At 76.3% G+C, this 22,230-nt stretch carries 21 protein-coding genes; 11 read left to right on the forward strand and 10 right to left on the reverse strand.

The annotated features are described in order from the left end of the window. Nucleotides 1–666, reverse strand: coding sequence for a TetR/AcrR family transcriptional regulator (locus ANAEK_RS16315; RefSeq protein ID WP_012527238.1), 666 nt, complete (start codon nt 664–666; stop codon nt 1–3). Nucleotides 667–765: 99 nt separating this feature from the next. Here ANAEK_RS16315 and ANAEK_RS16320 point away from each other — a divergent pair, with 99 nt between their 5' ends. Continuing rightward, nucleotides 766–1,506, forward strand: coding sequence for a 3-oxoacyl-ACP reductase family protein (locus ANAEK_RS16320; protein ID WP_012527239.1), 741 nt, complete (start codon nt 766–768; stop codon nt 1,504–1,506). A 48-nt stretch (nt 1,507–1,554) separates the two neighbouring features. Further along, nucleotides 1,555–2,520, forward strand: a complete 966-nt coding sequence (locus ANAEK_RS16325; protein WP_012527240.1) for a hypothetical protein — start codon at nt 1,555–1,557, stop codon at nt 2,518–2,520. Here ANAEK_RS16325 and ANAEK_RS16330 read toward each other — a convergent pair. Together ANAEK_RS16330 and ANAEK_RS16335 are read right to left on the reverse strand one after the other, a co-directional pair. Then, nucleotides 2,510–3,901, reverse strand: coding sequence for a 4Fe-4S binding protein (locus ANAEK_RS16330; RefSeq protein WP_012527241.1), 1,392 nt, complete (start codon nt 3,899–3,901; stop codon nt 2,510–2,512). The genes ANAEK_RS16325 and ANAEK_RS16330 overlap by 11 nt on opposite strands. Nucleotides 3,902–4,002: 101 nt before the next feature. Continuing rightward, nucleotides 4,003–6,096 (reverse strand): cytochrome c3 family protein, encoded by a 2,094-nt coding sequence (locus tag ANAEK_RS16335; protein WP_012527242.1) that lies wholly within the window; start codon nt 6,094–6,096, stop codon nt 4,003–4,005. Nucleotides 6,097–6,346: 250 nt separating this feature from the next. On the opposite strand from ANAEK_RS16335, the gene phnD reads away from it, so the two are divergent. Further along, a complete protein-coding gene (phnD, locus tag ANAEK_RS16340; protein WP_012527243.1) occupies nt 6,347–7,267 on the forward strand; it encodes a phosphate/phosphite/phosphonate ABC transporter substrate-binding protein in 921 nt (306 codons plus the stop codon). Next, a complete protein-coding gene (locus ANAEK_RS16345) occupies nt 7,264–8,730 on the forward strand; it encodes a sensor histidine kinase (protein WP_012527244.1) in 1,467 nt (488 codons plus the stop codon). Before phnD ends, ANAEK_RS16345 begins: the two co-directional genes overlap by 4 nt. Nucleotides 8,731–8,733: 3 nt before the next feature. Here ANAEK_RS16345 and ANAEK_RS16350 read toward each other — a convergent pair whose 3' ends face one another. Beyond that, the gene (locus ANAEK_RS16350; protein ID WP_012527245.1) at nt 8,734–10,131 is read right to left on the reverse strand and encodes a sigma-54 dependent transcriptional regulator; all 1,398 of its coding nucleotides are present in this window, start codon (nt 10,129–10,131) and stop codon (nt 8,734–8,736) included. 231 nt (nt 10,132–10,362) lie between these two features. On the opposite strand from ANAEK_RS16350, the gene ANAEK_RS16355 reads away from it, so the two are divergent. Beyond that, nucleotides 10,363–11,643, forward strand: a complete 1,281-nt coding sequence (locus ANAEK_RS16355) for a PLP-dependent aspartate aminotransferase family protein (protein ID WP_012527246.1) — start codon at nt 10,363–10,365, stop codon at nt 11,641–11,643. A 40-nt stretch (nt 11,644–11,683) separates the two neighbouring features. Here ANAEK_RS16355 and ANAEK_RS16360 read toward each other — a convergent pair whose 3' ends face one another. The 3 genes from ANAEK_RS16360 to ANAEK_RS16370 are packed head-to-tail and all read right to left on the reverse strand — an operon-like array spanning nt 11,684 to nt 14,815. After that, on the reverse strand, nt 11,684–12,376 hold the full coding sequence (locus tag ANAEK_RS16360; RefSeq protein ID WP_012527247.1) for an ABC transporter ATP-binding protein: 693 nt from the start codon (nt 12,374–12,376) through the stop codon (nt 11,684–11,686). Continuing rightward, on the reverse strand, nt 12,369–13,583 hold the full coding sequence (locus tag ANAEK_RS16365) for an ABC transporter permease (RefSeq protein ID WP_012527248.1): 1,215 nt from the start codon (nt 13,581–13,583) through the stop codon (nt 12,369–12,371). Before ANAEK_RS16365 ends, ANAEK_RS16360 begins: the two co-directional genes overlap by 8 nt. Further along, nucleotides 13,583–14,815: an efflux RND transporter periplasmic adaptor subunit gene (locus tag ANAEK_RS16370; protein WP_012527249.1), complete on the reverse strand. Its 1,233-nt coding sequence runs from the start codon at nt 14,813–14,815 to the stop codon at nt 13,583–13,585. The genes ANAEK_RS16365 and ANAEK_RS16370 overlap by 1 nt, the downstream gene beginning before the upstream one ends. Nucleotides 14,816–14,864: 49 nt before the next feature. On the opposite strand from ANAEK_RS16370, the gene ANAEK_RS22940 reads away from it, so the two are divergent. From ANAEK_RS22940 to ANAEK_RS16385, 3 genes are all read left to right on the forward strand, one after another. Continuing rightward, nucleotides 14,865–15,527 carry a TetR/AcrR family transcriptional regulator gene (locus ANAEK_RS22940; RefSeq protein WP_012527250.1) on the forward strand — a complete coding sequence of 221 codons (663 nt, stop codon included), beginning with the start codon at nt 14,865–14,867 and terminating at the stop codon, nt 15,525–15,527. Nucleotides 15,528–15,633: 106 nt separating this feature from the next. Continuing rightward, nucleotides 15,634–15,990 (forward strand): thioesterase family protein, encoded by a 357-nt coding sequence (locus ANAEK_RS16380; RefSeq protein WP_157376708.1) that lies wholly within the window; start codon nt 15,634–15,636, stop codon nt 15,988–15,990. Nucleotides 15,991–16,085: 95 nt separating this feature from the next. Next, complete coding sequence (locus ANAEK_RS16385) at nt 16,086–17,321, forward strand: CHRD domain-containing protein (protein ID WP_012527252.1); 1,236 nt, start codon at nt 16,086–16,088, stop codon at nt 17,319–17,321. Between the two features lie 10 nt (nt 17,322–17,331). Here ANAEK_RS16385 and ANAEK_RS16390 read toward each other — a convergent pair whose 3' ends face one another. Both ANAEK_RS16390 and ANAEK_RS16395 read right to left on the reverse strand, forming a co-directional pair. Further along, nucleotides 17,332–18,141: a Rieske 2Fe-2S domain-containing protein gene (locus ANAEK_RS16390; RefSeq protein ID WP_012527253.1), complete on the reverse strand. Its 810-nt coding sequence runs from the start codon at nt 18,139–18,141 to the stop codon at nt 17,332–17,334. Continuing rightward, on the reverse strand, nt 18,138–18,704 hold the full coding sequence (locus tag ANAEK_RS16395; protein ID WP_012527254.1) for a YceI family protein: 567 nt from the start codon (nt 18,702–18,704) through the stop codon (nt 18,138–18,140). The genes ANAEK_RS16390 and ANAEK_RS16395 overlap by 4 nt, the downstream gene beginning before the upstream one ends. Nucleotides 18,705–18,829: 125 nt before the next feature. On the opposite strand from ANAEK_RS16395, the gene ANAEK_RS16400 reads away from it, so the two are divergent. Both ANAEK_RS16400 and ANAEK_RS16405 read left to right on the forward strand, forming a co-directional pair. Beyond that, complete coding sequence (locus tag ANAEK_RS16400) at nt 18,830–19,315, forward strand: RNA polymerase sigma factor (protein WP_012527255.1); 486 nt, start codon at nt 18,830–18,832, stop codon at nt 19,313–19,315. After that, nucleotides 19,312–20,052, forward strand: coding sequence for a DUF4384 domain-containing protein (locus ANAEK_RS16405; RefSeq protein WP_012527256.1), 741 nt, complete (start codon nt 19,312–19,314; stop codon nt 20,050–20,052). Before ANAEK_RS16400 ends, ANAEK_RS16405 begins: the two co-directional genes overlap by 4 nt. A 3-nt stretch (nt 20,053–20,055) precedes the next feature. Here ANAEK_RS16405 and ANAEK_RS16410 read toward each other — a convergent pair whose 3' ends face one another. Next, a complete protein-coding gene (locus ANAEK_RS16410; protein ID WP_157376709.1) occupies nt 20,056–20,805 on the reverse strand; it encodes a hypothetical protein in 750 nt (249 codons plus the stop codon). A 125-nt stretch (nt 20,806–20,930) separates the two neighbouring features. Between ANAEK_RS16410 and ANAEK_RS16415 the strand changes: the two genes are divergently transcribed. Next, complete coding sequence (locus ANAEK_RS16415; protein ID WP_012527258.1) at nt 20,931–22,214, forward strand: hypothetical protein; 1,284 nt, start codon at nt 20,931–20,933, stop codon at nt 22,212–22,214. The last annotated feature ends 16 nt before the right edge of the window (nt 22,215–22,230 follow it).

Raw genomic sequence — 22,230 nt, forward strand, 5'->3', positions numbered from 1 at the left:
TCAGCGGGCGGCGTGCGTGCGGCGGCCGCGCGCGGCGCCACGGCCCGGGGCCGCCGGGCGCAGCAGCGCGTCCCACGCCGCCATGGCGGACTCGACGATCCCGAGCAGCTCGGCGCGCGAGGCGCCGTCGCGCGCCCGGAGCGAGAGCCCCTGCAGCACGGTGGCGTAGAACGCGGTGAGCGCCTCCACGTCGGCCCCCGGCGGAAGGTCACCCTCGTCGACGCCGCGGCGGAGCCGCCGGCGCACGTCCTCGACCGCCCGGGCGCGGCGCGCCCGCAGCAGCGCGTCCAGCGCCGCACCGTCGCCGGCGTCGGGTGCGCCGCCCTGGCATGCGCCCAGCACGATCATGCAACCGCGTGGCTTCCCCGCCGCGGTGAGCCCCTCCACCGTCGCGCGAAGCATGCCGCGGAGGGCCTCCCGCGCGGTGCCCTCGTCCAGCGCGCACCGGCCGCCCGCGCCCGCGGTGGCCGCGTACAGGTCCACCGCCTCCCGGAACAGCGCCGCCTTGCTCCCGAACGCCGCGTAGAGGCTGGGTGAGTTGATCCCCATGGCGCGGGTGAGGTCCGCCATGGAGGCCCCGTCGTACCCGCGATCCCAGAACACCTCCATCGCCTTCCGCAGCGCCTCACCCCGGTCGAACGAGCGAGGCCGCCCGCGCGTGGCCATGCCGGCCCCCTTTCTGTGTCGTACAGCATAGAAAGTCGGGCGGCTCCCTGGCAAGCGCCGTAGGCTTTCTGTGTCGTTCACTACAGAACGGGAGCAACCATGGGAAGCCTGCAGGGCAAGGTGGCGCTGGTGACCGGAGGGAGCCGCGGGATCGGGGCCGCGATCGTGCGGCGGCTGGCGCGGGAGGGCGCGACCGTCGCGTTCACCTACGTCAGCTCGGAGGAGCCCGCCCGCCGGATCGCGGAGGCGGTGGAGCGCGCGGGCGGCCGCGCGCGCGCGTACCGCGTGGACAGCGCGGACCCGGTGGCGGTCGAGCGGATCGTGGACGAGGTCGCCGCCGAGCACGGGCGGCTCGACGTCCTGGTGAGCAACGCAGGCGTCGCGACGTTCAAGCCGGTCGAGGAGACCACGCTCGAGGACTTCGACCGGATCGTCGCGACGAACCTCCGGTCGGTGTTCGCGGGCGCGCGCGCGGCCGCGCGCCACCTGCGCACCGGCGGGCGCATCATCACCATCGGCAGCGCCAACGACGAGCGCGTCCCGTTCCCGGGCGTCTCCGCATACGCGGCCAGCAAGGCGGCGCTCGTCGGCCTGACCAAGGGCCTGGCGCGCGATCTCGGTCCGCGGGGGATCAGCGTGACGCTGGTGTCGCCGGGGCCGATCGACACCGACATGAACCCGGCCAGCGGGCCGCTCGCCTCCACCGTCCTGCCGATGCTGGCCTTGCCGCGGTACGGGACGGGCGACGAGGTGGCCGGCCTGGTGGCGTACCTCGCCTCGGACGAGAGCGCGTTCGTCACCGGCGTCTCGCTCGCCATCGACGGGGGGATCACCGCCTGAGGGGCGAACGCGGCGCCATCGCGCCGCCCGCTCCGCTAGAGTGGCGCGATGGCGAACGCACCCGGTCACGCCTGCCCGCGCTGCGGCGCACCCCGCGCGCCCGGGCCGGAGTGCCCGCGGTGCCGGGTGATCTACGCGAAGGCCCGGCCGCGGCCGGCGCCTGCCACCCCGCTGCCGGACGCGCCGCAGCCGGACCTCGGCGCGGAGGGCGTCGCGCTCGGGATGCCGCCGCCGGCGCGCTGGTCCGGCGCGCTGGACGGCGCCCGCCGCGAGCTGTGGATCCGGGCGGTGGCGCCGCCCGCCGCGCTGCTCCTCGCGCTCGCGCTGGTCGCGAGCGGACCGGGCCACGCGCTGCTCCGCACGTTCCTGTCCATGTGGATCCACGAGCTCGGGCACGCCACCGCCGCGTGGCTGTGCGGCCACGGCGCGTTCCCCGGCCCCTGGCGGACGCCCATCTCGGCGGCGCGGCTCCCGCTCGTGGTGGTGGCGGTCGCCGGCGGGCTCGCCGCGCTCGCCTGGCGCGGCTGGCGCACCGGGCGGCGGGCGCTCCTCGCCGCCGGCCTGGCCGGGCTCGCCGTCCAGCTCGTCTGCACTGCGCTGCCGGCGACGACCGCCCGGGCGCTCATCACGTTCGGCGGCGACGCGGGGTGCATGGTGATCGGCGCGGCCCTGGTGGCGACGATCTGGTCCGATCCCGAGGGCCCGCTCGGCCGCGGCTCGCTGCGGTGGGGCTTCCTCGCCATCGGCGCGGCGGCGCTGGTGGACGCGCTCCACGCCTGGGTCCGCGCCTGGCGCGACCCCGGGGAGCTCCCGCTCGGCGAGATCGAGGGCGTCGGCCTCTCCGACGCGAGCACGCTCATGCAGGTGCACCGCTGGAGCGCGTCCGCGCTGTCCGGCCGCTACGTGACGCTCGGGCTCGCCTGCCTCGCGGCGCTCGGGGCGGTGTACGCGGTGATGCTGGCGCGGGCCCGGGCGGCGGTCGCGGGGGAGGCGCGGCGCGGCATCAGCCGGTGATCCACACCCCGAGGACCGCCGAGAACAGGAGCGCGGCCCCGACCGCCCCCGCGCGCCCGGCCCGGGCAGGGCCGCCCGCGCCGGACCGGCGCCAGCTCCACGCCGCGAGCGCGAGCACGCCCGCGAGCACCGCGGCACCGACCACCGGCAGCGGCGCCAGCGCGCCGGGCGGGACGAGCGCCTTCGCGCCGATGGCGTGCAGCGTGTCCACGCCCGCCGGATCGCGCAGCGCGAGCGGGAGGTAGCCGCCCCACGAGGCGAGCTTCGCGAGCGCCTTGGCGAGGTGCGCCACCGCGACGACCGGGGCGGCGCCGGTCGCGGCCGCGGCGAGCAGCTCCCGCGGGCTGCCCCGATGCCCGGCGGCGCGGGCCACCGCCGCGATCGCGAGCCACAGCAGCGCCGGGAAGCCCACCAGGAACCAGGCCGCCTCGGCCCAGGCCGCGGCGCCGCCGGCGGGCGCGAGCGCCTCGGGCACGCGGTGGAAGATCCCCTCGAGCCAGGGCACCTCACCGGCGAGCTCGTGGGTCACGAAGCCGGAGGCCACCATCACGAACGCGGCCTCCGCCGGGCGCAGCAGCCGGTGCGCGCGCGAGGGCGCCTCCGGCGGCGCGAGGCCGAGCCCCACGTTCTCGCGCGGGCACACCTTGGCGCACTGCAGGCACAGCACGCAGCCGTCGCCCGAGGTGCGGGCGAACGGGCGCAGCAGCGAGGGGCAGCTGCGCCGGTCGAGCCGGTCACGGTTCACCGCGGCCACGCAGTCCCGCGTCTCGCAGGCGTCGCAGACGGCCGGGTCCCGCGTCTCGAGCTGCAGCGGGGTGAAGCGGCCGTACACCGAGAGCAGCGCGCCGGCCGGGCAGAAGGACTTGCAGAACGAGCGCGGCTCCCGGAACAGCAGGCCGGTGGCGAGCGCCGAGGCGAGCAGCGCGACGAGCAGCAGCGCGCTGTAGTGGGGGACGCGGTGGATCGAGGCGCCCGCGACGAGCAGCTGCAGGGAGAGGTACGCCGCCACCACGGCCCAGCCGGCGCGGAGGAGCCCCCACGTCGGCAGGCGCGCGATCCCGAGGCGCCGCCCGGCCGCCGCGCCGAGCCGGTTCACCAGCTCCATCGGGCAGACGGTGCACCAGGCGCGCCCGAGCAGGAGGGCGGCGGCGATCATCCCGGGCCACCACAGCCCCCACACGAAGAGCGTGGTCAGGTTCGTCTTGCGGAGCGTCTTCAGCTCCGCGGCGGAGGCCCCGGTCCCGAGGCCCCACCCGTTCACGACGAGGAGCACCACCGCGATCACCGCGGCCGCCTGCAGCGCGAGCGGGAAGACCGGGCTCGCGAGGAGCCGGCGCGCGGGGCGGGGGTCGAGGACGTCGAGGCGCAGGCGCGATGCCATGTTCCGGTGCTCCGGGGGTGCGGGATGCAGGTGGATGGAACACCGGCGCCGGCCGGGGAGACCCCTCGGCCGGCGCCGGCCTTCACGCGGTCAGTCGCGCGTCACGGCGCTGCGAAGTGGCAGGCGCCGCACTTGTTCGTGTACGGGATGGGCATCATCGTCGCCGACCGGTTCGTGATCTCCGCGCGGAGCGGGACGTCGAACACGTGGCTGGAGATGTCGCCCGACCAGTACTGCACGCCGGCGATCGAGGCCTGCTTCAGGCCCGAGCCGGACTTCGCGGTCTTCGGCATGTGGCAGTCCGCGCAGCGGATGTCGCCCATGGCCACGTCCGCGACGCCCTGCGCCGCCCAGTGCGAGCGCATCCGCTGGCCCACGGTCAGGTTCTCCGGGGCCGGGTAGCCGTTCAGGTACGCCTTGTGGCACCCGAGGCACAGGCCTTCGGCGCCCGCCGCGGTGTAGTCGGCGCCCGAGGCGTCGAGCGCCGTGCGGAGCTGGTGCGGCACCTCGCCGTTGCCGTGCAGGTCGTGGCAGTCCGAGCAGGCGAGCAGGTCGTACGGGTTCCGGTACTTCTTCGACTTCAGGAAGTCCGAGGCCTGCTGGTGGTGCTTCACCGAGTGGACGCCGTCGCCGCCGCCCGCGACGGTCCAGAGCCCGTCGTCGATGCTGTGCACGTTCTCGGCGAGGAACTCGGCGCGGGAGAGCCCCACCGCCGGCATGCGGCCGGCCTCGTCCAGCGGCGCCTCGGTGACCGGCGCGCCGGCGGCGTTCTTCACGCCGCCGCGGCCGATGGCGCGGGTGTGGCACGCGGCGCAGATGTTGACCTCGCGCTCCGGCGTGATGAGGCCCGGGGAGACGATGGCGTGACCCTGGCCGGCCTTGTACCAGTGCTCGGAGCCGGGACCGTGGCAGGACTCGCAGGAGACGTTCATGACCTCGGCGGCGCCGTCGCCGTCGAAGTCGTAGTCCCCGGCCTCGTCGGGGACCGCGCTCGCCTTGTTGCCGTTGAGCGCGTAGCCGGTGAAGTGGCAGCCGGCGCAGGCGTTGTCGAACGACTTCTCGGGCGTGGCGGTCACGTTCTTGAACGCCAGCGCGCTCTCGTTCCACCAGTTGCCGGCGTTGTACTGCTGCCACGTCCAGCGGCCGAACGGATCGTTCACGGTCTGGTTGCCGGCGAGGCCCGCCGCCGCCTGGAGGTTGTACTGGATGGGCAGGACGTAGCGGCTGCCGTCGGCGAGCCGGGTGACCCAGCGCTGCTTGTAGAGGCCGCCGCCGTAGGACAGCTCCGCCTCGTAGACGACGCCGCTCAGCGGGTCGGCCGGGGTGGCCACGTTGTCCAGCCGCACCTTGTACTTGCCGTCGGTGTCGTGGAACAGGGTCGCGGTGAAGCGGGTCAGCGCCGCGCCCGGATCCGTCTCGGAGACCTTCCAGTCGGTGGTCGGCGTGCCGTCCGCCTCGCGGTAGTAGTACAGCACGGTGCCGGCCTCGAACTTGTCGAGCGCCTCGTTCCACTGCGGGAAGCGGCTGCCGTTCTGCAGCGGGCCGGCGCGGCCGGTCACGCGGATGCCGTTCATGTGCAGGGTCTGGAGCTCGTGCACCGCGCCGTGGCAGCGGAGGCAGACGCTCGGGCCGACGTACTGCGCCGCCGCCGACGGCCGCGTCGACACCTTGACGTCGAGCTGCTTGCCGACGAGGGAGGTCTCCTGGAGCGAGCGGCGGCACAGGCTGCCGCCGGGGAGGTGCGCCGCGTCCGCCGGCGCGGGCACCACGGTCACGAAGTAGCGGCCGGTCGCGACGGTCGGGATCCGGTACACGCCGGTCGCGTCGGTGACCGCCTTCGCGTAGCCCGCGCCGTTCGCGGCGATGGTGTCCTCGAGCGGCTCGTCGACCGTGCTCGCGCGCGCGCTGTCGATGGTGGACAGGTCGATCGCGGCGCTCGGGATGTCCGTGCTCGGGACGAGGTACACGGTCGCGCCCACGACCGGCTCACCCGCGGTGTCCCTCACGATGCCGACGACGCCGGCCGGCTCCACCGGCACGTAGCCGGCGCCCGGCGGGCCCGACGGTCCGGCGGGACCCTGCGGCCCCTCGGCGCCGTCCTGGCCGTTCTGGCCGTTCGCGCCCGTCCGGCCCGCATCCCCCTGACAGGCGGCGAGGAAGAATCCCGCCGCGAGCAGCGCTAGAAGTCTCTTCATTGCCTCTCCCTGGTGACCCGGCGGCGGTCCGGGGACGTCCCGGGAGCCATCCGGCGCGCGGGAGCAGTGCGAGCGGCGGACCAGGGCGCCGCGACGCGCAAGTGCGCGTGCTCGCTCGTGTGGGGAGAGGGACGAGGTTCCGGCGGCGAAACCGCGGCGAGGGGAGCGTTACCGGGCGGTGACGCCGGACGCGCGGCGGACGAGATCGTACGCGGCGCGTGTTCCAGCGCTGTCCCGGTAAGATGACCGAATGCGCGCCATCGTCCGACCGCTCGCCCTCCTGCTGGCCGTCTCCGCCTCGGCGGCGTGCGGCAAGCCCGGCTACCGGGAGCAGGAGATCCCGCTCACGCCGGCCCAGCCCGCGCCGCCGGAGGCGAGCCGGGCGCTGCGGCCGACGCTGCGGTTCTCGGTGGCCGCGGTGGAGTCGCCGCGCGAGACCTACGCGCAGTACTCGCTCCTGTTCGAGCGCGTCGGCCGCCGGCTCGGGATGGACATCGAGTTCGTGCAGCGCCGCACCTACCGCGAGGTGAACGACCTGCTGTCCGAGGGCAAGCTCGACGCGGCGCTGGTCTGCACCGGCGGCTACCTGGACCTGGTGCGGCGCGGGCCGGGCGCCGTCGAGGTGGTCGCGGTGCCGCTCACCGACGGGAAGCCCACCTACGAGTCCCTCGTGATCGTCCCCGCCTCCAGCCACGCGCGGAGCGTGGAGGACCTCGCAGGCAAGCGGTTCGCGTACACCGACGAGCTGTCGTTCTCGGGCCGGGCCTACGTGATGCGCCTGCTCCGCGACCTCGGCCACGATCCGGACCGCTTCTTCGGCAGCACGCTGTACACGCAGAACCACCACCGGTCGATCACCGCCGTCGCCACGGGGCTGGTGGACGGCGCGGCCGTGCACGGCGGCGTGTTCGCGCACCTGCAGCACACGGACCCGGCGCTCGCCCGCCGCGTCCGCGTGCTCCACCGATCGCCGCCGTTCGGGGCCATGCCGGTGGTGGCGGCGACGCGCCTGGACCCGGCGCTGCGCGCGCGCCTGCGCCAGGTGTTGCTCGAGCTGGCGGACGCGCCGGAGGACGCCGCGGCGCTCCGGCCGCTCGACATCGACCGGTTCGTCGTCCCCGAGCGCGGGCTGTACGACAGCGCGGCCCGGGTGGTCGAGGCGCGCCGGTGAGCTGGCGCCACCGGCCGCGCCTCCCGCGGCTTCGCCTGTGGGTGAAGCTCGCGCTGCTCGCCGCGGTGGGCGTCGTCGTCATGCACGCCGCCCACCTCGCCCTCGGCAACCGCATCGCCACGCGGGCCATCGCCGAGGAGGAGGAGGTGCTGGGCCGGACCATCGCGCGGCTCGTCGCCGAGCAGGCGGCCGACCCGGTGCTGCTCGGGGATCCCGTGACGCTGTTCGAGCTGGTCTCCAGCGCGGCGCGCGACGAGGGCGGCCACGTGGCGTACTGCTTCATCGTGCGCGACGGGCGCGTCGTCGCCACGTCGTTCGCCGGCGCGACGCCTGCCAGGCTCGTGGCGCTCCGGCCCGCGGGCGACCAGCTGCCGGTGGTCGTCGCGAGCGGGAACCGCCGCGTCCTCGACCTGGTCGAGCCGATCCTCGACGGGAGCCTGGGCGAGGTCCGGCTCGGCCTGGACCTCGGCACCGTCCAGCGCGCGCGGCGCCAGCTCGCGGTCCACCTCGGGCTGCTCGCGGTCGGCATCGCGGCCGCCGGGCTCGCGGCCGCGCTGCTCATGGGCCGCAGCATCGCCCGGCCCATCGAGGAGGTCCTGGCCGTGGCCGACCGGTTCGACCCGAGCCGGGACGAGCCGGTGCCGGCGCTGCCGCCGCGCGGCGGGCGCGAGATCGCGGTGCTGCGCGACCGGTTCCACCGGATGCTCCTCCGCCTCCGCGCCGCGCACGAGGAGCAGGTCCGGGTGCGCCAGAAGAGCGTCCAGACCGAGCGCCTGGCGGCGCTCGGGTCGCTGGTGGCCGGCGTGGCGCACGAGGTGAACAACCCGCTCGCGGGCCTGAAGAACTGCGTGCGCCGGCTGGAGCGGGGCGACCTGCCCCCCGCCAAGGAGCGCGAGTACTTCTCGCTGATGGGCGAGGGGCTCCAGCGCATCGAGGAGGTGGTCCAGCAGCTCCTCGAGTTCGGCCGGCCGCATCCGCCCCGGCTCGAGCCCATCGCGGCGAGCCGGCTCGCGCAGGAGACGCTGGCGCTGGTCCGCCCCGCGCTGGACCAGCGCCGCGTGGCCGCGACGCTCCTCGGCGGCGAGGACGTGGCGCCGGTGCTGGCGGACCGGCGGCTCGCCGAGCAGGCGGTGCTGAACCTGCTCCTCAACGCGGGCTACGTCACGCCGGACGGCGGCGCGCTCCGGGTCCGGCTGGTCCGCCGCGACGGCATGGTCGGGATCGCCGTGGAGGACGACGGGCCCGGGATCCCGCAGGAGGTGCGCGACCGGATCCTGGACCCGTTCTTCTCCACGAAGCCGGAGGGCGAGGGCACCGGGCTCGGGCTGTCCGTCACCCGGACCATCCTCGACGCGCACGGGGGCGAGCTGACGTTCGACTTCCCGGCTCGCGGCGGCACGGTGGCGACCGCGTGGTTCCGCGCCGGCGGGCACGCGGCGCCCGGCGCGGGCGCCCGGGCCTGACGCTCAGCCTCCCCGGTCTCCGCCCTCTCCTCCCCCCTCGCCCCCCTCGTCGCGCGCCCGGTCCGCGTCGCGCAGCCGCTCCCAGAGGCTCTTCCGCGAGATGCCGAGCAGCGCCGCCGCGCGCGCGCGGTGGCCGCCCGTCTTCTCGAGCGCACGGCGGATGTACTGCTGCTCGAACTGCTCCACCGCCTCGCCGAGCCGGGCGAGCCCCTCGCCGGCCGGCGCCGCCTCGCCTGCCGGGAGCGGCCCGGCGAGGTCCGGCGGGAGGTGCTCGAGCCGGATCGGCCCGCCGCGGGCGAGCGCCACCGCTCGCTCGAGCGCGTGCTGCAGCTCGCGCACGTTGCCCGGGTAGTCGTGGGCGGCGAGCGCCGCGACCACCGCCGGCTCGAGCTGTGGCACGGGCCGCCCCAGGCGGCCCGCGATCCGGGCCAGGAACGCGGCCGTCAGCACCGGCACGTCGCCGCGGCGCTCTCGCAGCGGCGGCGCATGGAGGTCGATGACGTTGAGCCGGTAGTACAGATCCTTGCGGAACGCCCCGCGGGCGATGGCCGAGGCGAGGTCGCGGTTCGTGGCGGCGATCACCCGCACGTCCACCCTCACGCTGCGGTTCGACCCCACCGGCTCGAACGTCGAGCTCTCCAGCGCGCGCAGCAGCTTGGCCTGGCTGCTCGCCGCCAGCTCTCCGACCTCGTCGAGGAACAGCGTCCCGCCGTCGGCCGCCTCGAAACGGCCGATGCGCTTGCGGTCCGCGCCGGTGAACGCGCCCTTCTCGTGGCCGAACAGCTCGGACTCGAACAGCGCCTCCGGGATGGCGGCGCAGTTCACCACCACGAACGGTCGCCCCGCCCTGTGGCTCCGCTCGTGGATGGTGCGCGCGCACAGGTCCTTGCCGGTGCCGGTCTCCCCGGTGACCAGGACCGGCACGTCGCTCGCCGCCGCCGCGTCGAGGCGATCACGCACCCGCCGCATGGGCGCGGAGTCGCCCAGGACGCCGCCCGCCTCCGGCCCGGGCGGCGCGCCCGCCTGCATGCCCTTGCGGAACGCGTGCTCGTCGCGCACCCGCTGCATGCGCAGCAGGAGCTCGTCCATCTCGAACGGCTTCTGGACGTAGTCCCGCGCCCCCTCGCGCATGACCGAGACCGCGTCGTCGGCGTCCGCGTAGGCGGTCATGAGCACGACGCCGGCGTCGGGCTGTGCGCGCCGGGTGCGGCGGAACAGCGTCAGCCCGTCGACGCCGGGGAGGCGGACGTCGGTGAGCACGAGGTCGAAGGGCTCCCGCTCGATCGCGGCGAGCGCCTGCGCGCCGTCCGCGCAGGCGGTGACCTGGTACCCGGCCTCCTCCAGCGCGTCGCGAACGGTGACGCGCACGATCCGGTCGTCCTCGGCGAGCAGCAGCTTCACGACCGGACAGTCTACCCTCGATCCGGCCGCGGCGCGCCGGGCGCGGGCTCGACGGGCGGGCGGGCCGCCGACGTACGGCGTAATGTCCGTCATAACGGACGGACGTTGCATCAAGAAACCGCCGTTATGCGGCCATTCCTGCTTTAACGGATCCGTCTCCTATGAAACGGATTGGAGGTCTGATAGGAACATCCGCCCGGCCGCGCCCGCCGCACGGCCCCAGGAGCCGCCATGTCCGAAGACGTCCACCTCGACTCCAACGTGCCAGGCAACCCGGCCTACCACTTCACCATCGTCGCGCCCGGCACGCCGGCACGGGCCGGCTGGGCGGAGCGTGCGCCGCTCGTCCCCGGGGCCGCGCTCGCCACGCAGTGCGTCCACGCGGGCGTGCAGCCCGACCCCGCCTACGGCGCGGTCATGCCGCCCATCTACCAGTCGTCCACGTTCGCGTTCCGCGACGTGTGCACCAACGCCGGCTACGACTACACGCGCAGCGGCAACCCGACGCGCGCCGCGCTGGAGGAGGCCATCGCCACGCTGGAGGGCGGCGCCGGGGCGACCTGCACCACCACCGGCATGGCCGCGGTGCTGGTGGCGCTCAACCTGCTCCCGCACGGCAGCCACCTGCTCTGTACCGTGGACTGCTACGGCGGCACGTTCCGGACGCTCGAGCACGCGCGCCAGGCCTACGGGCTGGACGTCACCTACCTCGATCTCGCCGACCTCGGCGCGGTCGAGCGCGCGCTGCGGCCGAACACCGGGATGGTCTGGATCGAGACGCCGTCGAATCCGCTGCTCCGCCTCACCGACATCCGCGCGGTGGCCGAGCTGGCGCACCGGCGCGGCGCGCTCGTGGTGGTGGACAACACCTTCCTCTCCCCGGCGCTCCAGCGCCCGTTCGAGCACGGCGCCGATCTGGTGGTGCACTCCACCACCAAGTACCTGAACGGCCACAGCGACGTGGTCGGCGGTGCGGTGGTCGCGCCCCGCGGCCGCACCGCGCTCCTGCAGCGCATCCAGTCGATGAACAACCTGCTCGGCACCTCCCAGAGCCCGCACGACGCCTTCCTGGTGCTCCGCGGGCTGAAGACGCTGGCGCTCCGCGTGAAGGCGCACGAGGCCGGCGCGCAGCGGGTGGCGGCGTTCCTGGCCGGCCACCCGCAGGTCGCGCGGGTCCACTACCCCGGCCTCGCCTCGCACCCGCAGCACGCGCTCGCGCGCGCGCAGCAGCGCGGCTTCGGCGCCATGCTGAGCTTCGAGCTCCGCGACGGCCGCCCGGATCGGGTGGACCACGTGCTGCGCACGCTGCGCTGGTTCACGCTGGCGGAGTCGCTGGGCGGCGTCGAGAGCCTGGTGGCGCACCCGGCCTCGATGACGCACGCGTCGATGACGCCGGAGGCCCGGCAGCGGGCGGGCATCACCGACTCGGTGATCCGGCTCTCCATCGGGATCGAGGAGCCCACCGACCTGATCGACGACCTCGAGCGCGCGCTCGCGTCGCTGCCGGCCTGACCCCGCGCTGGTGGCGCGCGACGCACGCGCCGCCGGAGCGTCAGCCCCTCCGCAGGTCCTCCACCACCCGTCCGTCCAGCAGGCGGATCACGCGCCGGCAGCGGTCCGCCAGGCGCGGGTCGTGCGTGACCACCACGAACGCCACGCCCAGCTGGTCGTTCATGGCGCGCATCCGCTCGAACGCGGCGTCGGCGGCGGCCGAGTCGAGATTGCCGGTGGGCTCGTCGGCGAGCACCACCGCCGGCCGCCGGATGAGCGCGCGCGCCAGCGCGACGCGCTGCTGCTGCCCGCCGGAGAGCCGGCCCGCCCGCACACCGGCGTGTCCGGCCAGCCCGAGCGTCGCGAGGAGCTCCTCCGCGCGCGCCACGTGCTCGGGCAGCAGCCGGCCGTGCGCGATGGCGAGCGGGACGGCCACGTTCTCGGCCGCGGTGAGCGCCGGCAGCAGGTGGTGCGACTGGAAGACGAAGCCGATCGTCCCGCCGCGCAGCGCGGTGAGCGCGTCCTCGTCGAGCGCGCCCGTGTCGCGGCCGAACACCTCCACGCTGCCGGCGGTGGGACGGTCGAGCAGCCCCATGACGTTGAGGAGCGTGCTCTTGCCGGAGCCGGACGGGCCGACGACGGCGGTCAGCTCGCCCGCGGCGATCGCGAGGTCGACGTCGTGGAGCACGCGCGTGACGACCGCGCCGCCGAACGCCCGGCCGACGCCGCGCAGCGCGAGCGCGGGCTCAGTCACGGCGGATCGCCTCCGCCGGGTCGAGCCGCGCGGCGCGCCGGGCGGGCGCGACCGCGGCGGCGAGGCCGGCCCCGAGCGCCAGCAGCGCCGAGGCCGCGAACAGGGCCGGCGACAGCTGCACGGGGTAGAGCGGCGTGCCGTCGGGGTGGCGCGCGCTGGTCTCGAACAGGAGCGCCAGCACCGACCCGACGGCGACGCCCGCCGCCGCGCCCAGCAGGCCGATGACCGCCCCCTGCACCAGGAACAGGCGCTGGATGCCGCCTCGCGAGAGCCCCATGGCGCGGAGGATCCCGATCTGTCGCTGCCGCTGGACCACGGACACCACCAGCACGCTGGCGATGCCCGCGATCGCCGCGAGCCCCACGAACGCCTGGATGGCGCGGGTGGAGCCGCGCTGCGACCGCAGCGCCGCGAGCAGCCGGCCGTTCAGGTCCATCCAGCTCTCCACCCGGAGACCCGTCCGCCGGCGGAGGCGGTCGGCCACCTCGGCGGCCGCCCATGCGTCGTCGAGCCGGACCTCGAGCGCGCTCGCGCCCGGCAGCGCATGCAGGGCCTGCGCGTTGCGGTAGGCGGTGAGCACCCAGCGGAGGTTCTGGTCGCGGGTCCCCAGGTCGAACAGGCCCGCCACCACGAGCGCGCGCCCGCCGGCGGCGGTGGAGACGCGCAGGGTGTCGCCGGGGGAGAGCCCCAGCTCCTCCGCCAGCTCGGTGCCCACCACCACCTCGGACGGCCCGAGCCTCAGGTCTCCCTCCACCAGCCGGCCCGGCAGCGCCACCAGGACGCGCCGGTAGGCGTCCGGGTCCACGCCGATCAGGTTCACCGACCGGCTCGCCTCGCCCCTGGACGCGGTGGCTGGACCCGACGCGACCGCCGCCACCGCCCGCACACCCGGCACCGCTGCGACCTCGCGCGCCACCGCCTGCCACTGGTCCACGGCGCGCAGGCGCTGGGGCGCGCGCTGGACGTGCGCCGCCGCCGCGGGTCCCTCCGGCGACGGCGGCGTGCGGGGCGCCTCCGGGCGAGGGCGCAGCACCACGTGCGGGAGCGCGTCCAGGGTCTGCGCCACCATCCCGCGCTCGACCGCCGCGACCAGCGCGTTCAGGAAGAAGAACACCGCCACCCCGACGGCGGTGCCGCCCACGATGAGCGCCGTCTGGGCGCGGCCCTCCCGCAGGAACCGCAGCGCGAGGAACAGATCGAGCCGCATCAGCGCTCCTCGCGCGGCCGCACCCGGCGGCCGAGCAGCGCCTCCGCGGCAGCCCCCGTCGCCACCGCCTCGCCCTCGGCGAGCCCGTTCGTCACCTCGACGGCGTGCGCCGCGCGCAGCCCGGCGCGCACCGCCGCGCGCGCCAGGCGCCCGTCCCGGACCACGGCGCACCAGGTCGAGCCGTCCGGCGCCTCGCGCAGGCCCTCCGGCGGGATGGCGAGCGCGTCCGGCCTCGCGCCGGTCTCGACCTCCACCGAGACGGTCTGGTCCGGCACCAGCGCGCGCGGCGGGTCCGGGACCCGGAGCCGGACCTCGCTCGTCCCCCGGGCCGGGTCCACGCCCGGTCCCACCGACGCGACCACGGCGCCGAACACCACCTCCGGCCAGGCGTCGGCGGCGACGCGGGCGAGCTGCCCGGGCCGGACGCGCGCCAGGTGACGCTCGTCCAGCTCCACCGCCACGCGCGCCTCGCCGTCCGTCGCGAGCACCAGCAGCGCGCGCCCGGCGGTCACCACGTCGCCCGGCTCGGCCCGCCGCTCGAGCACGAGCCCGTCCGCCGGCGCCCGCACCCGGGCCTCGCGGAGCCGGGCCTCGGCGGTGCGGACCGCCGCAGCCGCCTCGGCGGCCCGCGCGCGCGCCAGCCGGAGCTCGGCCCCCTGCACGTCCTCGCGGGCCGCCAGCGCGGTGGCGCGGCGGCTCCGGGCGCGATCCGCCGCGAGCTCCGCCTCCTCCAGCGCGGCCGGCGCGATCGCCTCCTCCGCGCGGAGCGTCGCGGCGCGCCGCAGCTCGGCCTCTGCCCGCCGGAGCGCCGCGTCCGCCTCGCTCAGCCCGGCGCTCGCCGACGCCGCCGACGTCGTGGCGAGCTGCGCCAGCCGCGCCTCCGCAGCGCCGAGCGCGGCGCGGCGCTCCTCGAGCGTGGCGGCGAGCGCGGCGTCGTCGAGCTCGAGGAGCACCTCGCCCGCGCGCACCCGGGCGCCGCGATCGACGTGGACCGCCCGGACCACCCCTGCCAGCGGGAGGCCCAGCTCCGCCCGCCCGGCGGCCAGCACCCGCCCGCTCGCGACCACCGTCTCGCGCAGCGCCACCCGCCGGACGCGCGCCGTCGCCAGCGCAGGCGGGCGAGCGGCCAGCGCGGCGCCGCACGCGGCGGCCACCCCCGCGGCGGCGAGCGCGAGGACCCGCCCGCGTCGCGCGGCGAACCCGGCCAGGAGCGCACGGCGTTTTGCCGACATGGTGTCGGCAACGTTGCCAACCACGCGTCGGGAAGTCAAGCTGCGGGCGATGCCCCGGATCTCCGCGCCCACCCTCCGCGAGCACCGGGCGGCGCAGCGCGCCCGGCTGCTCGACGCCGCGCGCGCCATCCTGCTCGAGCGAGGACCGGACGCGCTCGCCTTCGGGGCCGTGGCGGATCTCGCGGGCCTGGCACGGCCGAGCGTCTACGAGTACTTCGCCTCGCGCGACCACCTGCTCGCCGCGCTCGTCGAGGCCGAGCTGCCCGCCTGGCTGGCCGAGGTCCGCGCCGAGCTGGGCCGGCACGCGACCCCGCTCGATCGCCTGGGCGCGTTCGTGCGCGTCCAGCTCGAGATGTTCGCCGCCGGCAAGCACCGGGTCGGCGCTGCCCTGGCCGGCGGCGCGGTCCGGCCCGGGCCCGAGCTGGGCCGGGCCGTGGCCGCCACGCACGGCCAGGTCTACGCGCTCGTCCAGCCGGCGCTCGCCGAGCTCGGCGTCCGGGACGAGCCCGCCGTGGCCAGGCTGGTGGCGGCCTGCGTGGCGGACGCGATCCGCCAGGTCAAGGGCGGGGCCCCGTCCGCCGCCGTGGCACGCACCGCGGTCGCGTTCGTGCGCGGCGCGGTCGCGGCGTGCGTCCCCCCGCGCGCCGCACCGGCGCGGGGCGGCGCCGCGGCCGGTCCGCGCCCGTCCGTCCGCGGCGCGCGGACGCGGTGATACCCTCACCGCCCCCGCACCGAGGAGGCGTCCCCTGTCCCGCGTCCACGTCGAGCTGCCCGACACCTTCGCCTTCTCCACCGAGCTGCCGATCCGCATCGGCGACATGAACTACGGCGGGCACCTCGGCAACGACGCGGTGCTCTCGCTCGTGCACGAGGCGCGCGTCCGGCTGTTCGCGCGGCACGGCTGGACCGAGCTCGACGTCCGCGGGCCGGGCATCCTGATGGTGGACGCCGCCGTGGTCTACCGGGCCGAGGGCGCCTGGGGGATGACGCTGCGGGTGGACGTTGCCGTCGCGGACCTGGGGTCGCGCGGCTGTGACCTCGTCTACCGGCTCTCCGACGCGGCGAGCGGCAAGGAGATCGCCCGCGCCAAGACCGGCATCGTGTTCTTCGATTACGCCGCGCGGCGCGTCGTGCACGTGCCCGAGGCGTTCCGCGAGGTCTTCGGGCCTCGCTAGTCCGCGGGCCCGCCGCCCCAAGGCGGTGCGTCACCCCGCGCGAACGATCGGTGTCACTCCCGGCGGCCGTTCTCGCGCCAGGGAGGACTCGATCCATGGGACACGTGTTGCTTCGATCGCCGTCGCGCCACGCGCTGCTCGCCTCGCTCCTGCTCGCCGCCTGCGGAGGAGGAGGCTACGGCGGAGGGGGCGGAGGCGGAGGAGGTGGCGGTTACGGCGACGGCGGCGGTGGGGGCGGAGGTGGCGGCGGCGACGCGGGGCTCGCCGCGCTGTGGGTGGTCCCCGAGTCCGCGCCGGCCCTGACCGCCGCCGGGCAGGCCGCGTTCACGGCCGGAGACCTGTTCTGCAACGCGCACACCGCCGCCCACGCGGGCGGCGAGCTCCGCGGCCAGCTCGACCTGGGCGGCACGCTGCGCATCGCCACGCTCGACGGCGCGCAGGAGACGCCGCCGGTCATCACGAACGCGTTCGGCGCCGCGGCGTTCACGGTCGATCCCGGCACGCTCCGCATGCGCGGCGTGGTGGTGACCTCCGGGGTCCCCACCGCGAACGCCGCCCACGTGCACCTCGGGGCGCGCGGCGCGCCGGGCGAGATCATCGTCCCGCTGGCCGGCGGCCCCGAGGTGTGGGTGGTGCCGGACGGCGCCGCGCCGCTCACCGCGGACCAGCGCGACGCCTTCGAGGCGGGCACGCTGTTCGTGAACGTCCACACCCCCGCCCACGCCGGCGGCGAGATCCGCGGCCAGCTCGACCACCGCGGCACGGCGCGGCTCGCGGCGCTGGACGGCGCGCAGGAGGTCCCCGCCACCGGCTCGAGCGGCTTCGGCGCGGGCCTGCTCGCGGTGGACGACGCGACCGGCCGGCCGGGGGGCTTCGTGATCTCCCGGAAGCTCACCGCCGAGTCCGCCGCGCACGTGCACCAGGCGGCGAGGGGCACCTCCGGCGGCATCATCGTCCCGCTGTTCGGGCGGCCCGGGCTGTGGGTGGTGCGCGACGACGCGGAGCCGCTCACCGCGGAGCAGCGGACCGCGTTCGACGCGGGCGGCCTCTACTACAACGTGCACACGACCGCCCACCCGGCCGGCGAGATCCGCGGCCAGCTCGAGCGCGGCGGCCCGATCCGCATCGCCTCGCTGGACGGCGCGCAGGAGACGCCGCCGGTGACGTCCACCGGCTTCGGGGCCGGGCTGCTCGCGCTCGACGACGGCGGCGGCGGCGAGGTGGGCGGGTTCGTGATCGCGGCCGGCCTCACCGGCGCGACCGCCGCCCACGTGCACCAGGGCGCGCGCGGCGCCCCCGGGGACATCCTCGTGCCGCTCTCCGGCCCCTAGGGCGCACCGCTCACGCCGGGACGTGCACCGTCACCGCCAGCGCATCGGCGGTGACGTCGTACGTTCCGAGGGGGCGCGTGGCCGGTCCGTGCTGCACGGCGCCGTCGAGCGCGTAGCGGGAGCCGTGGCAGGGGCAGATCACCTGGCCGCGCCCCGCGTCCCATCCCACGATGCAGCCGAGGTGCGTGCAGATCGCGTCGAGCGCGGCGTACGCGCCGCCGGCGAGCGCCACGACCACCAGGGCGAGCGGCCGCGGCGCGCCGCCCGGCCGGCCGGCCACCGAGCCTCCCTCGGCGGCGAGCTGCGGGAAGTCCGCCAGCGGGAACACGACGGCGCCGTCCGTCCAGCGCGGGAACCCGGGATCCCCGGCGGTGAGATCGACCGCCACCTCGTCCAGCGCCGGGTCGAAGAACGCGGCGTAGGCCGCCAGCCCCTGGACCGCGGGCGGGCGCGTGACGCGGCCCTGCAGGTCGAAGGTGGAGGCGTGGCACGGGCAGATCACCTCGCCGCCCTCGAAGCCCACCGGGCAGCCCTGGTGCGTGCACGTGCTCGACATGGCGGCGAAGGTGCCGTCGGCCGCGTGGACCACGAGCACCGGGTCCGCGAGCCCGGGCGCGCGCGCCCGCACCGCGCCGCCCGGGCGCGCCAGCGCCGGATGGCGCGACAGCGTCAGCGTGAGCCGCCCGTTCACCGGCGCGGCGACGTCCACCAGCGGGGCCGGGGACGTGTCGGGCGCGCAGGCGGGCAGCGCCGCGCCGGCGGCGGCCCCGGCGCCGCCGGCCAGCGCGCGGACCAGGAACTGACGGCGGGTGACGCTCATCGCTCCACCTCCAGCTCGAGCCGCGCGTCCACGTCGACGCGGTCGTCCACCTTCACGAACAGCAGCTCCGGCCGCTCGACCTGGTGCGCGTCCAGGCTCACCGGGAAGCTCGCCTCGACGTGGGCCCGGTCCGGCCCGTCGAAGTGCACGGCGGCCGCCGCCACGACCGGCCGGGGGGACTTGAGCGTCAGCTCGCCGCGCAGCTCCACCCGCACGTCCGCCGGGAAGCGCTCGGGCGGGTCGAGGTGGCCGACGCCCTTGAAGATCACGTACGGCTGCCGCGCCGCGCCGGTGACCTCGAGCATGTGCGCGTCGCGGTTCGAGTTGCCGGAGTGGAACGAGTCGAGCGGCGCGCGGACCATCACCTGCACCGTCCCGTCCGGCAGCACCCGCGCCTTCCCCTCCACGGCGCGGGACGTCCCCTCGACCGCGTGGAACTTGTGGACCAGCCGGTAGCGGAGCGTGCTGGCGGGCCCGACGTCGAAGGTGCGCGGGGCCGCCCCGGCGGGCGAGGCCGTTGGGGCGAGTGCGGCGAGGACGGACAGCGCGAGCGCGGCGATCATGCCGTCCAGACACCCGGCCTCCGCGCCCGGAGACACCTGCACCCCAGGTGCGCGCACCCCGTTGGGCTCGGCGCGCCGGGACCCACGCGCCCTGCCGCCGGTGTCGTTAGGAACGTGCGGTGCCGATGGACGAGCAGGCGGCTGCCCGGCTCTACCGGACCTACGGGCCGGCCGTCTACCGCCGTTGCCTGCGGCTGCTGCGGGATCGCGAGCTGGCCCGCGACGCGACGCAGGACGTCTTCGTCCAGCTCCTGCGGCACTGGACCACCTCGACCGAGCCGGAGGCGGTGCTGCACTGGATCTACCGGGTGGCCACCAACCACTGCCTCAACCTCCTGCGCAACGCGCGGCGTCACGGGGAGCGATCCCTGGAGCTCGCCCCGGCGCGCGCGGCGGCGGGGACGGCCGCCGAGCCGCAGCGCCTGGTCGCGCAGCGGGTACTGTCGCGGTTCGACGAGGTGACGCAGGCGGTCGCGGTGGGGGTATTCGTGGACGGGATGGAGCACGAGGAGCTGGCGCGTGCGCTCGGGATCTCCCGGCGCACGGTGAGCCGTCGCCTCGACCGCTTCGTCGAGTCCGCGCGCGAGTATCTGGCCCGAGGTGAGGGATGACGGCCTGCCCGTCCGACCTGAGGCTGGAGGCCCTGCTGCTCGCGCCCGACGGCGCCGACGCGGCGCACGTGACCGCGTGCCCGGCCTGCCAGGAGCGGCTCGCCGAGATGCGCGCCGAGGGCGAGGCGTTCGCGCGCGAGGTCTACCCGGCCACGGTGGACGCGGTGGTCGCGTCGGTGCGGGCGGCTCCGGCGGCTGCGCCACGGCCGGCGCCACGGCTGCACTGGCTGCGCTTCGCCGTCCCCCTCGCCGCGGCCGCCGCGGTGGCCGTGTTCCTCCTGGTGCGCCTGCGCCCGGCGCCGACGGTGGAGCTGTCCGTGTTCGTGCAGGACGCGGCGCGCGCCGCGCCGGTGGCGGACGGCGAGCCGGTGCCCGCCACAGCGTCCCTCCGCTTCGAGGTCCACCCCAGCTCGCCCTGCTGCCTGTGGATCCTGTCGGTCGATCCCAAGGGGAACATCGCGCGCCTCTACCCGCCGAAGGGCGACAAGGCCTCCGAGGAGCTCATCCACCCGGCCGAGCCGCACGCGCTGCCCACCACCGCCGTGCTCGACGGGCAGGCGGGTCCGGCGCGCATCTTCGCGGTCTGCACCAAGGCGCCGGTGCCGTGGCCGAAGCTGAAGGACGCCGCGGCGAAGCGGCTCGAGAAGGGCGACGAGGCCGTGCGCCAGCTCCGCGCGATCGGCGGGCTGCCCCGGGGCTCGGCGCAGACGTCGGTGCTGATCGAGAAGCGCGGCTGATCCTCAGAACAGCAGCACCGTCACCCCGACCGTCATCGCGCCGAGCGTCGCGTACCCCACGCCCTGGTGCACCGCCGCCAGGTCGCGCTCGGAGAGGCTGCCCGCGCGCCGGCGCGCCACGATGCCGAGCACGATCTGCGTGACCATGCCCGCCGTGGCGGCGCCCATCGCGATCTTGTGCAGCAGCGCGGTGTCGAGCCGGACCGGCTCCTTCAGCGGCTTCGGGGCGAGCACCCCCAGGAGCGCCGTCGAGAGGAACAGCGCGCTCGTGCCGTGGGCGAGCCCCCGGTGCCAGGCGTGGTAGCGACCGGTGTCGCCCCCGCCCCGGAAGCGATCGTCGAAGTCGAGCTGGCCGACCACGGTCGTGGCGGCGAGCGCCGCCCAGGTGGCCAGGCCGACGGCGGGGTGCAGCCTCAGCATCAGCCGGCGCCGCTGGAGCTGGCGCTCGACGCGCGGATCGGCCTGCTTCGCCGGCCGCCCCAGCAGGTCGAAGTCGAGGTCGGGCGTCGGCGGCTCGAGATCGGGACGGCGCTCGGGCGTCGCGTGCGCCCGCGCCCTGCCTTCGCCGGCGTTCGCGCCGCCGTCCGCGTTCGACGCCTCGCCGGCCCTTGCGTCGTCGCCCGCCTTCGCGGCCTCCCCGGCCTTCGCGGCCTCGCCGGTCTTCGCGGCCTCCCCGGCGCGCGCCGGCCCGGACCCGGCCAGCGCCAGGGCGAGCGCCACCCCCGCAGCTCCACGCACTGTGATCGCGGTCATCGTGGGTTCGACACCTCGCACCGTTCCCGTGCGCCACCCGACCTGCACACGGCCCGGATGTAGCCCCGCGAAACGCGCCGCCGCGCCGGCGCATCCGATGCCTGGACCGGAACCGGAGGACCGACATGGCTCGACGCGTGAACGCAGGGACGGCCGCCTGGCTGCTGGGCGGCACGATCGTCACCTTCACCCTCGCCACCGCGGCGCTCGCGACGCCGAAGCGAGGGCCGAACGCCGCCATCACCGAGGGGCGGCACGTGTTCCGGTACGACACGTTCGGTGACGAGGCGTTCTGGACCGGCGTGCTGCGCCTCCAGGAGCCCATCGCCACCCTCACCCCGGTCCAGGCGCTCGGCGCGGGGCTCAAGGTCGACCTCGACGCGCTCCCCGCCGCCACGGTGGACGCGCTCCGCGCCGGCCAGGTGAACCTGAACGACCCCGCCGTCACGCTGGACCTCCTCGCGCGCGACGCGGTGGTGGGGGTGAAGGCGAAGGTCGAGGACGGCGCGCTCGGCGCCGTCGGCATCACCTGCGCGCTCTGTCACTCCACCGTGGACGACGCGCTCGCGCCCGGCGTCGGCCACCGGCTCGACGGCTGGCCCAACCGCGACCTGAACGTCGGGGCGATCGTGGGCCTGTCGCCGAACCTCCAGCCGGTCGCGGACCTGCTCGGCGTGGACGTCCCGACGCTTCGCTCGGTGCTCGACGCGTGGGGGCCGGGCAAGTTCGACGCCACCGTGTTCCTCGACGGCAAGGGCTTCCGGCCGGACGGCAAGACCGCGGCCACGCTCATCCCGCCGGCGTTCGGCCTCGCGGGCGTGAACCTGCACACGTTCACCGGCTGGGGCCAGGTCACCTACTGGAACGCGTTCGTGGCCAACCTGGAGATGCACGGCCAGGGCACGTTCTTCGACCCGCGCCTCGACGACGCGACGAAGTTTCCGATCGCGGCGCGCAACGGCTTCGGGCACGTCCGCCCGCCCGAGGGCAAGCCCGACCTCGTCACGCCGAAGCTGCCCGCGCTCCACGCGTACCAGCTCTCGCTGGCCGCGCCCCGACCGCCCGAGGGCAGCTTCGACCCGGCGGCCGCGGCCCGCGGCGGCGCGCTGTTCGCCGGCGCGGCGAAGTGCGCGAGCTGCCACGTCCCGCCCATCTTCACCGAGCCCGGCTGGAACCTGCACACGCCGGCCGAGATCGGGATCGACGACTTCCAGGCGAACCGCGGGCCCGAGGGCCGCTACCGCACCACGCCGCTGCGCGGCCTGTTCGCGCACGCGAAGGGCGGCTACTACCACGACGGCCGCTTCGCGACGCTCGGCGACGTGGTCGATCACTACGACCAGCACCTCGACCTCCACCTCACGCCGGCGCAGCGCAGCGATCTCGTCGAGTACCTGAAGTCGCTGTAGGCGCATCCCTCCCGCG

The organism is Anaeromyxobacter sp. K, assembly GCF_000020805.1.
Classification (GTDB): domain Bacteria; phylum Myxococcota; class Myxococcia; order Myxococcales; family Anaeromyxobacteraceae; genus Anaeromyxobacter; species Anaeromyxobacter dehalogenans.

Excerpts from the sequence above, each read along its gene's own strand:
- ANAEK_RS16330 (WP_012527241.1), bottom strand. The coding sequence starts at position 3,901 with ATGGCATCGCGCCTGCGCCTCGACGTCCTCGACCCCCGCCCCGCGCGC.
- ANAEK_RS16325 (WP_012527240.1), top strand. The coding sequence starts at position 1,555 with ATGGCGAACGCACCCGGTCACGCCTGCCCGCGCTGCGGCGCACCCCGC.
- phnD (WP_012527243.1), top strand. The coding sequence starts at position 6,347 with ATGCGCGCCATCGTCCGACCGCTCGCCCTCCTGCTGGCCGTCTCCGCC.
- ANAEK_RS16320 (WP_012527239.1), top strand. The coding sequence starts at position 766 with ATGGGAAGCCTGCAGGGCAAGGTGGCGCTGGTGACCGGAGGGAGCCGC.
- ANAEK_RS16380 (WP_157376708.1), top strand. The coding sequence starts at position 15,634 with ATGAACTACGGCGGGCACCTCGGCAACGACGCGGTGCTCTCGCTCGTG.
- ANAEK_RS16365 (WP_012527248.1), bottom strand. The coding sequence starts at position 13,583 with ATGCGGCTCGATCTGTTCCTCGCGCTGCGGTTCCTGCGGGAGGGCCGC.
- ANAEK_RS16395 (WP_012527254.1), bottom strand. The coding sequence starts at position 18,704 with ATGATCGCCGCGCTCGCGCTGTCCGTCCTCGCCGCACTCGCCCCAACG.
- ANAEK_RS16355 (WP_012527246.1), top strand. The coding sequence starts at position 10,363 with ATGTCCGAAGACGTCCACCTCGACTCCAACGTGCCAGGCAACCCGGCC.
- ANAEK_RS22940 (WP_012527250.1), top strand. The coding sequence starts at position 14,865 with ATGCCCCGGATCTCCGCGCCCACCCTCCGCGAGCACCGGGCGGCGCAG.
- ANAEK_RS16410 (WP_157376709.1), bottom strand. The coding sequence starts at position 20,805 with ATGACCGCGATCACAGTGCGTGGAGCTGCGGGGGTGGCGCTCGCCCTG.
- ANAEK_RS16400 (WP_012527255.1), top strand. The coding sequence starts at position 18,830 with ATGGACGAGCAGGCGGCTGCCCGGCTCTACCGGACCTACGGGCCGGCC.
- ANAEK_RS16405 (WP_012527256.1), top strand. The coding sequence starts at position 19,312 with ATGACGGCCTGCCCGTCCGACCTGAGGCTGGAGGCCCTGCTGCTCGCG.
- ANAEK_RS16370 (WP_012527249.1), bottom strand. The coding sequence starts at position 14,815 with ATGTCGGCAAAACGCCGTGCGCTCCTGGCCGGGTTCGCCGCGCGACGC.
- ANAEK_RS16415 (WP_012527258.1), top strand. The coding sequence starts at position 20,931 with ATGGCTCGACGCGTGAACGCAGGGACGGCCGCCTGGCTGCTGGGCGGC.
- ANAEK_RS16385 (WP_012527252.1), top strand. The coding sequence starts at position 16,086 with ATGGGACACGTGTTGCTTCGATCGCCGTCGCGCCACGCGCTGCTCGCC.
- ANAEK_RS16335 (WP_012527242.1), bottom strand. The coding sequence starts at position 6,096 with ATGAAGAGACTTCTAGCGCTGCTCGCGGCGGGATTCTTCCTCGCCGCC.
- ANAEK_RS16315 (WP_012527238.1), bottom strand. The coding sequence starts at position 666 with ATGGCCACGCGCGGGCGGCCTCGCTCGTTCGACCGGGGTGAGGCGCTG.
- ANAEK_RS16390 (WP_012527253.1), bottom strand. The coding sequence starts at position 18,141 with ATGAGCGTCACCCGCCGTCAGTTCCTGGTCCGCGCGCTGGCCGGCGGC.